This is a genomic window from Acinetobacter sp. SwsAc2, from assembly GCF_013391465.1.
Lineage (GTDB): Bacteria > Pseudomonadota > Gammaproteobacteria > Pseudomonadales > Moraxellaceae > Acinetobacter > Acinetobacter johnsonii.
Map to the genome: position 1 here is coordinate 15,490 of NZ_JACBEZ010000024.1, position 12,075 is coordinate 27,564.

Below are 12,075 nucleotides of genomic sequence, written 5' to 3' on the forward strand. Positions count from 1 at the left end.
AAACGCTACTTGGCTAAATTTTGCGGTTGAATAATGTGGATCAAGGCTTCTTTTAAAGTGGGATATTTAAACTCAAACCCCTGTGCTTTCAATGCTTCGGGGCGAACAAATTGACCATTCAGCACCAGTTGAGACTGCTCGCCTAAAAGTAACTTCAGCACAAAAGCTGGTAAAGAAAGTACAGGTCTACGTTTTAGAATTTGCGCTGCAGTTTGTGCAAATGCTGACTGGGTAACTTTTTCTGGACTGACGACATTAAAAACTTGTTCAGTCGTTTCATGCAACATTAAAAACTCAATCGCTCGCAGCACGTCTTGAATATGCACCCAGACCGCAGGTTGCCGCCCCGAACCAATACGTCCACATAAGTTCATTTTGATCGGAAACAACATTTGCGGCAAAATGCCGGCCCCACGTCCAAAGACCACGCCTAAACGAATAATTTTGGTATTTTGCGACGTGTCTTGCCGTGCAGATTGTTCCCATTTTTGACACAACTCTGACATAAAAATAGACTGCGGCGCTGACTGCTCATTACAACACTCTGTCCATTGTTCAGTCGGATCGATACCATAATAGCCCACTGCTGAACCTGAAATAATACATTTCGGTTGAATCTTTCTTTTAGCGAGATATTGATAGAGCATCGTCGTCGTTTCAACACGACTGGCGATCAGCTTTTGCTTGCGGGTATCTGTCCAACGTCCCTGAGCAATACTTTCCCCAGCCAAATTCACCACATAATCAATGCGATCATGCTTGAGTTCTTCTAAAGCTCGAATCCAAGTCAAATGTGGGTGAATTTTAGGCAAATTTTTCTGTCGACTTAAGCCGATCACTTCATAATCTTTTTCTAATAAATAATCGAGCAAGTTTGAACCAATAAAACCACTTGCTCCTGTCACCAATACACGTTCTTTTTGCATAGCGTGATCTCAAATGATGCTTTTGCTCAAACTATAGCATTTAGAGGAAAGCTTTACGATTGATCGATCATTTTTGCTGCCATACGCTCCGCTTGTTTGCCATAAAACCAGTAAGTCAGCACATACAGCGGAATCGCAATCAATAAAATCAGAATCACCACCATACTGATAAATTGCGGTTGTTGGACGTAGAGCATAAAGTTTTGCCAAACTTCAGCATCTCCTTGCGCAAAGATAAATAAACCTAACATGAGAAAGGCAAAGTTATAGCTCCAAAAAATTAGACTAAAACCTAAAGTGAATTTCTTCCGCTCTGCTTGGCTTGGCGCACGGCGCTGCTGCTTAATAAATTTAAGTAAAACCCAAATCATGGCCACCAAATAAGGTACAGCCGTTAATACAGCTCCCATCCCTGTCGGAAGTAGTGCAGCGAGCACACCACAGACACAACTAAAGACAAAACATATGAAAAAAAACCAGAGAAAATATCGTGTTAGCGAAATCATAGCGCTACTTTAAACCCAGCCAAAAAATCATTATAAAAAAAATTCAGTTTTTTTTCATTTTCATGTCAACCAATCGAAGTTGATGTGCGTTAAATAGGGTACAAGGTCGCAGCAACCGTCAACATTGTACCGGCATCCACAATACGTACGGTGACCTTTCCTAGAGCAATAAGATTGGCTCCAAATTTAAATGTTGTCAGCAGCCGACATTTAAGCGTGAAGCAGTTTTCTTTGACCGACGATTTCATCATCACTCGAATCGTCGGTCTTTATTTTTTTGAGGACTGATTTTTCAGTGCTCCCCCACCTCAATAGATGAAGAAACCCTTAAAATTTAATATGAGTTTAAGTGCTGGACGTCTTCTGCATCCTGAATGACATAACCATTGCGTCCCTGCTCTTTGGCCAAATACAGATTCTGATCGACCTCTTTTAAAAAGGCCATTTTGTCATTTTTCTGGGTTGGGATAATGGTTTTCACCCCTAAACTGACCGATAAACGCTGATCCAATGGCGATGAACTATGGCAAATATCAGCGGTTCGAATACTCTGTAAAATACGCTCCACCACTTCAATTGCAGACGCTTGTGTTGTATCAGGTAATATCAAAACAAACTCTTCCCCACCAAAACGCGCCACCAAATCACGTGGTCGTGAGACACTTTTTTTCAGTAATTGTGCAATTTGTTTCAAGCAAGCATCACCGAGAATATGGCCATTATAATCGTTATATTGTTTAAAATAATCGATGTCTAGTAACATGAGAGTCAGTGGTTGCTGTTCACGCTGTGCATTGAGCCATTCGCGTTGGTAGCTATCTTCAAAGAAGCGGCGGTTGGCAATCCCCGTTAGACCATCTTGATACGAATATTCTTCCAGTTGCTTTTTCAGTGTTTCTAGCTCTTGTTCCTGTTTTTTACGCTCCGAAATATCGAACATAAATCCGACCAAACTATCGACTTCCCCATCGGGTTTGCGCACCACATGCACCACATCGCGAATCCAAATATATTCTCCATTGATGGTTAGTGCGCGATAATCCGCCTCATGATCAACCCCCGAAATCGACTGCGCCACACAAAAATCAACCACCCATGCACGATCATTTTCATGCATTCGCATCGCCCAATCTTCGACTGTTCTCCACGAGTCTTGCTTCCAACCCAGCACTTTTTCAATTTGTGGGCCAATATAACTAAACGTTTTGGTTTCCCAATCAATACTCCAAGGAATAGCAAGTGTTGATTCAATCAGCGTCTTATACACCAGATCATTGACAATACGGGGCGAATTGAAAATAGAATCAGACATAGTTACGTTCTCCTTATACCCTGTCCTACTCAATACATGACTTATTTTTTAGGCATTCTGCATAAATCATTCTTATAAAGTCTCAAAATTGAATCCGTGAACGAGCTGCACATTTCTTTTATGGCTATGACACGATATACAATTTCATAGATTTACATAATACCCCATTAAAAGAACATTTTTTAATCATAATTTATCTTTTTACTATAGTGTTAATCAAATAAATCCATTGCTTTCTTTTTCACATAAACACTCATTGATTTCTCTGTGCAGTTTAACTTACCAATCTAAACTTAACTGTCAGGTCAGAGATTGTCGTCGTAGCGACAATTATCCATCGAATAATTTTGATTTATGTTAGCTTATAGCTCTATTGCGCTTTGAGCTTGGGGTATCTATGGCTGTTCGTTTTTTTCATACATCTGATTGGCATTTGGGACAGTTTTTTTATAACCATTCCCGCCAGTATGAACATGAACAGTTTTTAGCATGGCTACTGGAGCAAATCAGTGCAAGACAACCGCATGCGCTTTTGATTGCAGGAGATATTTTCGATGTCATCAACCCTGCATCGTCCGCACAAAAGCAACTCTATCAGTTCTTAGCAGATGCGCATGCACGTGCACCGCATATGCAAACCCTGATGATTGCAGGCAACCATGACTCAGGCTACCGCATTGAACAAGTTGAACCGTTACTGGCCAAATACAATGCCAAAGCGGTGGGAGTGATTCATAAAAATAGCCAACAGCAGATTGATCTTGAGCACTTATTGGTCCCGATTTTAGATGAGCAACAAAATACTGTGGCATGGTGTCTGAGTCTGCCCTTTTTACGTCCTGCTGAAATTACAGGCTTTAATGAACACACCACCAATAGCCAAAACGCGATTGCTTATTTGCATCAACAATTGATTGCCGAGGCCAAAGCGCGCAAAACAGCAGATCAAGCCCTGATTTTAATGTCTCATGCACATATGCAAGGCGGCGAAACCTCAGACTCTGAACGGCCTATTGTGATTGGGAATGAAGAAGCACTCTCCACGACATTATTTGATGAAATCATTGACTATGTGGCACTCGGGCATTTGCATAAACCGCAAAAAGTCGGTGAAGAGCATATTCGCTATAGTGGCTCCCCAATTCCACTATCTTTTAGTGAAATTAACTATAAACATCAAGTTGTTGAAGTGACACTTGATCCCACACAAAACGATTCCTCCCGTTTTCAGTTGAATGTTTTAGCGATACCACGAAGCATTCAACTGCATAAAATACGCGGTGAACTCAATGAGGTACTGGAAAAGCTGCAAGCATTGCCTCAAGGCGCCATCACGGATATTGATCAACGTGAATATGTCGATATTGAATACCATACTGCTGTTCCACCGCAGCCCAATTTAAGACAACAATTCGAAGAGGCTCTACCCAAAGACCGTTATCGTTTAGTCCGTATTTCGCGCCAATATTTAGCGACTGAGCAAGACCCCAATGCACCCGCTAAAGTAAGTTTAGAACCGCCAACACCAGAAAAACTGTTTCAGCAAATTTGGGAAAAACAGGGTTATCACAGTGATGCAGAAGTATTGAACGATTTTATGAGCTTAATGCGTGAAGCAGAACAATCCCTTGCAGATGAACACGAGGCTTAAAGGTTTAGTATGAATATTTTATCGATTCGAATTAAGAACCTTGCTTCACTTTCTGGCGAACATTTGATTGATTTTGAAAGTGATCCCTTAGCCAGTGCAGGTCTGATTGCCATTGTGGGGAAAACAGGCGCAGGTAAATCCACCATTTTAGATGCCATGTGTTTGGCCCTGTTTAACCGTATTCCACGGCTAAAAGACAGTGATGGCAAACTACAAGATGTCGATGGCTCAGAGCTGCTCACTAACTCCCCCTTGACCGTACTGCGTCGTGGCACTGCACATGGTTATGCCGAGCTTTACTTTATTGCACAGGACCAAAAACGCTATATCGCACGTTGGGAATTAAAACGTTCGCGTGAAAAAGCTGATGGCAAACTACAAAGTGTGCAACGTTCTTTAAAATGTGTCACCGATGGTGTTGTGGTTGCTGATAAAGCCAAAGCCGTCGATGAAAATATTAAACGCATCACTCAACTCAGTTTTGAACAATTTACTCGTGCCGTTTTGTTGGCCCAATCTGAAGTCACTGTTTTTTTAAAAGCACGGGACAATGAACGCGGCGAATTGCTGGAATATCTGACCAATTCCGCTATTTTTGGGAAAATTGGTCAACTGGCATATGAAAAAACCAAATCTGTCGCCACGCAGCGCAAAGAACTCGAAAATGTACTAGGTCATATTGAACTGTTAACTGATGAACAAGTCACTGCATTATCGACACAGTTTCAGCAGTGTGACAGGGATTATAAACAGCTTGAAGCTCAAAAGTCGCAACTGGAAAAACAACAACAATGGTTTGAACGCAAACATAAACTCGACAGTGAAATCATCAACAAACAACAACTCTTCAATACACAAAGCAATTTACAACAGGATTTAGCTCCTGAGCGCGAACACTTGGCTCGTTTGGAGATCTTTTCTGAAATTCGTGCTGTGGTCTTCCAGCAACAACAGTTACAGCAAACGGTGCAGCAACTGACGCCCCGTATTCAACAACAGCAACAACTGTTCGATCATTTACAGCTTAGATTTGAAAGCGAAAAAGCCCAATTCACGCAAGCTGAAATGGCAGTGAATGAACTACAACAGTTTGAACGTACCCATCATGATGCATTGAATGAGGTGCGTAAATGTATTCAAGAACGGGATTTTATTGGGGCTGAGTTTAAGAAAGTTCAGGAAAAATTGCAGGCTTTAGAGCAGTCTAAGCTACCCCTAACCCAGCAACAACAAAAGCTTGAACAGCAGATTCAACACATTGATCGACAGCAAACCGAGTGTAATCAGCAACTGGAAAGCTCACAACAGTTTGTAAACTTAGACAAAGGCCTCAGTGCCCATACTCAACAGCTAGAACAGTTCATTCATCAATATCAAAAAATTGAACATCAACTCGGGCCACGTGCTCAAACGGAACATCGGCTAGCATCAGAAAAAGAACAATTACAGCAGTCGATACAACAGTTCGGGACGATCGAACAGCTTGAAATCAAAGTTGCGCAGACACAGCAGCAACGCGAGTTAAAAATCAATCAACTCAGTCAATTCGAGCTGATTCAGCAAAAAATTCAGCAGTTTTTTGACTTACAGGCTGAGTCTACAGAACAGCAAGTACTGCTCGACAACGCCAAAACACAGCTTCAAGCCGTGCAGCACAATAGCCGACAAGCTGAACAGGCCTTTCAGGCTGCCAAAAGTGAACGCATCCAACTGCAACAGGTTTTGCAACAGCAGCGACTTTTACATGCTGAAAATATCGCAGATTTACGCTCGGCACTCCAAGACGGCGAACCCTGTTTAGTCTGTGGCAGTACCTCACATCCTTATAAAGTGGAAGATACTGCGCTCTCCAAGGCCCTGTTTGAGCTTCAACAACAGCAGGAACAACAGGCAACGCTAAAAGAACAGAATTGCTTTGATGGCTGGCAACAAGCGCAGCAACAGCTGACTAAATTGAATACTGAAATAGAACAACGGCAAACTCTAATTCAGCAACTTTCTGAAAAAATCAGTGCTTTGCAACACGTGTTAATCGAGCACAGTCAAGCAGCAAATATGGCACTCGACTTCACCCTAATGGCATCGGAATTGAAGACTCAGTTCATGCAAATGGCTGAGCAATATCACTCGGATTTGCAACAACTCAAACAACAGTCTGAGCAGCTCCAACACAATATTAAAATCCAGCAACAATGCATCCAAAACATTCAACAGATTGAACATTTACTACAAACAGCAAACGGTTTGCACAACCAAGTTCAGCATATCGTGCAGTGTTTATCTGAGGCTGAAAAAATAACTTGGCAACAGCAGACCACCCAAACCGCTCAGCAAATCTTGATACGCCTAAATACCCGTTCGCAACAACTGGAACAGCTGGAACAATGGCGTCAGCAATGCGAACAAACCACGCAACAGTTCAAGACCAATCAACTGAATATCGAAAATACAAGTAGGCACATCGCTGAAACTAACAAGCAGCTTAGTGAGATCAAACAAAGAGGACAGCAAAATACAGAAATAGCCAATCAATTAATCCAACAAATGACAGGCTTAACTGACATCAAAGCCAATGAGTGGCTCATCCAGCACGATCAACATCGTCAGCAGACGCAAAGCCATTATCAACAGCTAAAACAACATTTTGAGCAATTACGCCATCAATTCGAACAAGAAAAAAATCAGCTAGAACAGCTCAAAGCCCAGTTACAGCAGAATCAGACCAGTGCCAGCCAAGTAGAAAATACCCTTCAGCACTGGCTCAATGCGCACCCTGATTTCCATAAGCCTGATTTAGATGCGCTGGCTCAAATTAGCTCGGCTCAGGAACAACAGATCCGTCAGAAATTACAGCATGCAGAACGCCTAGTAAATGAAGCACATGCTGCATTGAAAACTATGCAAGAGCAGTTGAGTGAACATCTGGGCCATCAACCTAAAATTGACCCAACACAGTTACAACAGCAAATGCAGGAGCATCAAGTCGCACTGCAAACACAACTTGAAATACGCGATCAACTCAAACTCAAACTTGAGTTGCATCAGCAAAATGTCGCCAAACAAAAGCAATTTGCAGATCAGATTCAAGCGATACAACAGAAAGAACACCGTTGGGGTAAAATTTCAGGTCTGATGGGAGATGCCACAGGCAAAAAATTCCGTGATTATGCGCAGCAATATAATCTCGATATTTTACTGGAGCATGCCAACCAACAGCTCAACCAACTCTCACAGCGTTATACCTTAAAGCGTTTAGAGCATTCGCTGAGTCTAGCTATTATTGATCATGATATGGATGGAGAGACCCGCTCCGTTGCATCACTTTCTGGGGGTGAGTCTTTCCTGACTGCCCTTGCCCTATCTCTTGCCATTGCCAATATGGCCTCAGGGTCAATGAAAATCGAATCTCTATTTATTGATGAAGGCTTTGGAACTTTAGATGTATCGTCCCTGCACATGGTCATGAATGCTCTCGACCAATTACAGAATCAAGGTCGTAAAGTGGTGCTGATTTCACACATCCAAGAAATGCATGAACGTATTCCTGTACAAATCCAAGTTAAAGCTTTGGGCGCAGGTGCCAGTACTATTGAGGTGGTCGGATAATTTCACATTTTTGAAATGTCAAAGTTTGATTTGTTTTAAGACACCATCTCTCGGTTAGAAATAAAGGGAGCATCCTACTTGATGTAAATGCTCCCTGTGAGATCCAAACGAATGCTTTAATCCGCTGGGAGTGCTTTTGGTGGAGGTGCATATTTAGATGCATCTGCTGCTTTGTCTGTAGCCGCCATAGACTGTAGCGGATAGATCACAGTACCAATCACACCTGTATTTTGGATGGAACCATGATCTGAGTTTGCAGCATAGGCATCTTCAGGTCGACTAAAGGTAAAAGATGCCACCGCAGAGTCACTCTTACGGAAGCCTTCTATAATCAACTCCCCCTGTGGACGAAGCACATAACCTGAATTGCTACGTGATGCTGCACGTCCATCAATAACATCTAAACCATCCACACTGGCAACCACTTCAAACGTGCTATTGCTATGGTTCTGGTATTTGAGCTGATAACTTTGTCCATCTTTACCAGATAAATAATACTGCTGACCATCTCGAAATAAAGGCAGTGGACGCTGTGCATCATCTACAATCGAAAAGCTAATTTTTCCAGCCGCCAATGACAGACTGTTCACGGCTTTCCCCACGTATTTTTTGCTGGCATAGCGAACTTGTGATTCAGCAATTGGGCTACTGGATAAACGTTTTAAATTGACTTCCTTGACCTTTGAACTGATCTCATCGCCCCACTTGGTGCCTAATTTTTCACTTTTAGCGACCTGAGCATTCTGAACCGTAGATTCCGCACTCATCTCGCTCATTTTGGTATTTGTACTGCTACAAGCTGCTACAAATAAGCTCAGAAGCAGGGAGATAAATAAATAGAGTTTTTTCATTTTGGCTTCATCCTAAATGCAATTTTTATCGTTGTCAGGCAATCATTTTTCAGGGTTCATCTATCTAATCTATAGACGGTTCAATTCATGAGTTTAAATTAAGCCTATTTTTTCAGCAGCCTATTAGTTTTATATAATTGTAAATTAAGCACTTCTCGCGGCCTTCAAGCTCAAGAAGCCCTATTTAAACTTAATGCTGTGAATAATCTCTCGCCCCGAACAAGGCAGTTCCAACGCGAACCATAGTCGACCCAGCTGCAATTGCATCGACCATATCGCCTGACATACCCATGCTTAAGGTATCCCAGTCTTCAGGGTGAACATGCAGCTCTTTTACTTGGTCAAATAACACTTTCGCCGCCTTAAAGGCTTGAGTATTGTTCGGTGCAGGAATCACCATCAACCCACGCAGTTTGATGTGAGGCAACTGACTGATACTTTTTACCAACTCAGCAACTTCATCAGGTTGGCAGCCATCTTTGCTGTCTTGAGCATCGATATTGACCTGTAGACAAAGATTTAATGGTGGTTGTGTTATCAGACGCTGCGCCGATAAACGCTCTGCAATAATTAAACGATCAACTCCATGCACCCATGCAAACTGTTCAGCCAAATGTTTGGTTTTATTGCGTTGTACATGCCCAATAAAGTGCCATTCAATGTCTAAATTCTGTAGCGCCTCTATCTTCTGCAAAGCCTCTTGTAAGTAGTTCTCACCAAAGGCGCGTTGACCACAAGCGTACATGTCTCGTAACACTTCACTGGGATGTGTTTTAGAAACCGCCAAAAGTTCTACAGACTCCACGTCACGTCCTGAAATTTCGCAGGCCTGCTGAATTTGGGATAACACGTGTTGACGTGAATTTTGCAAGATATTCATTGACGAGGGTCTCATTTCGGTCATCTTTTTTGCTTTGCCTTTCAACAAACTGTTGGTTAAGTTGATTGAAAGCCTTATTATTCTATCAAAATAATTAGCATTTAAATGAACTCGGGGAAATAATGGATATCACAGAATTACTAGCCTTTTCGGCTAAGAATGGGGCATCAGATTTACACTTATCTGCAGGTATGCCACCGATGATTCGTGTCGATGGTGAAGTTCGTCGTATCAATTTACCAGCTTTAGAACACAAAGAAGTGCATAAACTGGTCTATGACATCATGAATGACAAACAACGTCGTGATTTCGAAGAAAAATTAGAAACGGACTTTTCCTTTGAAGTTCCAAGTATTGCTCGCTTTCGTGTGAACGCATTCAACCAAAACCGCGGTGCAGGTGCAGTATTCCGTACCATTCCGTCCAAAGTCCTGACCATGGAAGACTTAGGTTTAGGACAAACCTTTAAAGAGTTGTGTGAATTGCCACGTGGCTTGGTTTTAGTGACGGGACCTACTGGTTCTGGTAAATCTACCACGTTGGCGGCAATGATCGATTATATTAACGATAACCGCTATGACCACATCTTAACGGTTGAAGACCCAATCGAATTTGTACACCAGTCAAAAAAATGTTTGATCAACCAACGTGAAGTACACCGTGATACGCATGGTTTTAACGAAGCGCTGCGTTCTGCACTCCGTGAAGACCCCGATATTATCCTCGTGGGTGAGATGCGTGACCTTGAAACCATTCGTTTGGCGCTTACTGCCGCTGAAACGGGTCACTTGGTCTTCGGTACACTCCACACCACCTCTGCGGCAAAAACCATTGACCGTGTGATTGATGTATTCCCTGCTGAAGAAAAAGACATGGTTCGTGCCATGTTATCTGAATCGCTACAAGCCGTGATTTCTCAAACCCTACTCAAGAAAAATGGCGGTGGTCGTGTTGCCGCGCATGAAATCATGATTGGTATTCCTGCCATTCGTAACTTAATTCGTGAAAACAAAGTGGCACAGATGTATTCTGCTATTCAGACTGGTGCAAACTACGGTATGACCACACTGGATCAAAGTTTGAAAAACTTGGTCACCAAAGGGGTGATCAGTCCGCAGACCGCACGTACAGCTGCCAAGCAACCTGAAACCTTCTTATAAGAAAACAATGGATTTGGGGTATAGATATGGATTTTAACGACTTACTCAATTATATGATTCAACAAAAAGCGTCGGATTTATTTATCACCGCTGATGTTGAGCCCTCCATGAAAATTAACGGTCAAATTGTGCCTGTAGCTAAAGGCAAGCTGACAGGTGATGTCGCGGGGCAACTGCTCAACTCGATTATGAGTGAGAAACAGCGCAAAGAATTTGCAGACACACGTGAGTGTAACTTCGCGATTATGAATCGGGATAAAACTGCACGTTTTCGTGTCAGTGCCTTTCAACAGCGTGATATGCCAGGTATGGTTTTGCGTCGAATTGAGACGCAAATTCCAACCATGGATGAGTTAAAACTCCCGCCTGTGCTCAAAGAGTTGGCCATGACCAAACGTGGCATCATCATCTTTGTCGGTGCAACAGGTACGGGTAAATCGACCTCTTTGGCTTCGATCATTGGTTATCGTAACCAAAACTCGAAAGGTCATATCATTACCATTGAAGACCCAATTGAATTTATTCATGAGCATGCAGGCTGTATCATTACGCAGCGTGAAGTGGGCATTGATACGGACTCTTTTGAAATCGCGCTGAAAAACACCTTACGTCAGGCACCCGATGTGATCCTGATTGGTGAGATTCGTTCCCGTGAAACCATGGATTATGCGATTGCCTTTGCTGAAACAGGTCACTTGGTATTTGCGACGCTGCACGCCAACAACGCCAACCAAGCCATCGACCGTATTATTCACTTTTTTGAAGCAGACCGTCATAGCCAATTGTTTATGGACTTGTCTTTAAACCTTAAAGCCATGGTTGCACAGCAGTTGATTCCAACACCAGACGGCAATTCTCGTCGTGCTGCGATTGAGATTTTGATTAACTCACCGTTAATTTCCGATTTGATCCGTAAAGGTGAAATCCACGAAATTAAAGACCTGATGAAGCGTTCTCGTGAACTCGGTATGCAAACCTTTGACCAAGCCTTATTCGATTTGTACAAAGCTAAGCAGATTACCTATAAAGATGCGCTGAAACACGCCGACTCTCCAAACGACTTACGATTACAAATCAAGTTGTCTGAAGAAGGCGGTGATCGTCTATTGCATGCCAGTGCAAACATCACGTTTGACGGCCAAGCTTAAGCATTTCTTTAAACAACAAAAAGGGCTTCTCATGA

9 protein-coding genes are annotated in these 12,075 nt (G+C 42.5%); 4 read left to right on the forward strand and 5 right to left on the reverse strand.

Annotated elements, in window-relative coordinates; translation table 11 throughout:
• Positions 1-5: 5 nt before the first annotated feature.
• The 3 genes from HYI04_RS11345 to HYI04_RS11355 form a co-directional block, all read right to left on the reverse strand.
• Positions 6-926, reverse strand: coding sequence for a TIGR01777 family oxidoreductase (locus HYI04_RS11345; RefSeq protein ID WP_178896172.1), 921 nt, complete (start codon positions 924-926; stop codon positions 6-8).
• 53 nt (positions 927-979) lie between these two features.
• A complete protein-coding gene (locus HYI04_RS11350) occupies positions 980-1,432 on the reverse strand; it encodes an ABZJ_00895 family protein (RefSeq protein ID WP_058952295.1) in 453 nt (150 codons plus the stop codon).
• Between the two features lie 334 nt (positions 1,433-1,766).
• Positions 1,767-2,744: a sensor domain-containing diguanylate cyclase gene (locus tag HYI04_RS11355; protein WP_159153018.1), complete on the reverse strand. Its 978-nt coding sequence runs from the start codon at positions 2,742-2,744 to the stop codon at positions 1,767-1,769.
• Between the two features lie 397 nt (positions 2,745-3,141).
• On the opposite strand from HYI04_RS11355, the gene HYI04_RS11360 reads away from it, so the two are divergent.
• Both HYI04_RS11360 and HYI04_RS11365 read left to right on the forward strand, forming a co-directional pair.
• On the forward strand, positions 3,142-4,395 hold the full coding sequence (locus tag HYI04_RS11360) for an exonuclease SbcCD subunit D (protein ID WP_159153017.1): 1,254 nt from the start codon (positions 3,142-3,144) through the stop codon (positions 4,393-4,395).
• Positions 4,396-4,404: 9 nt separating this feature from the next.
• Positions 4,405-8,001 (forward strand): AAA family ATPase, encoded by a 3,597-nt coding sequence (locus HYI04_RS11365; RefSeq protein WP_178896173.1) that lies wholly within the window; start codon positions 4,405-4,407, stop codon positions 7,999-8,001.
• Between the two features lie 116 nt (positions 8,002-8,117).
• On the opposite strand, the gene HYI04_RS11370 is transcribed toward HYI04_RS11365, so the two are convergent.
• Together HYI04_RS11370 and HYI04_RS11375 are read right to left on the reverse strand one after the other, a co-directional pair.
• On the reverse strand, positions 8,118-8,852 hold the full coding sequence (locus HYI04_RS11370; RefSeq protein WP_159153015.1) for a hypothetical protein: 735 nt from the start codon (positions 8,850-8,852) through the stop codon (positions 8,118-8,120).
• A 190-nt stretch (positions 8,853-9,042) separates the two neighbouring features.
• Complete coding sequence (locus tag HYI04_RS11375; protein WP_159153014.1) at positions 9,043-9,732, reverse strand: YggS family pyridoxal phosphate-dependent enzyme; 690 nt, start codon at positions 9,730-9,732, stop codon at positions 9,043-9,045.
• Positions 9,733-9,854: 122 nt separating this feature from the next.
• Between HYI04_RS11375 and HYI04_RS11380 the strand changes: the two genes are divergently transcribed.
• Both HYI04_RS11380 and HYI04_RS11385 read left to right on the forward strand, forming a co-directional pair.
• Positions 9,855-10,892, forward strand: a complete 1,038-nt coding sequence (locus HYI04_RS11380) for a type IV pilus twitching motility protein PilT (RefSeq protein WP_004694862.1) — start codon at positions 9,855-9,857, stop codon at positions 10,890-10,892.
• 26 nt (positions 10,893-10,918) lie between these two features.
• On the forward strand, positions 10,919-12,040 hold the full coding sequence (locus HYI04_RS11385) for a PilT/PilU family type 4a pilus ATPase (RefSeq protein WP_010326019.1): 1,122 nt from the start codon (positions 10,919-10,921) through the stop codon (positions 12,038-12,040).
• Positions 12,041-12,075: the final 35 nt, after the last annotated feature.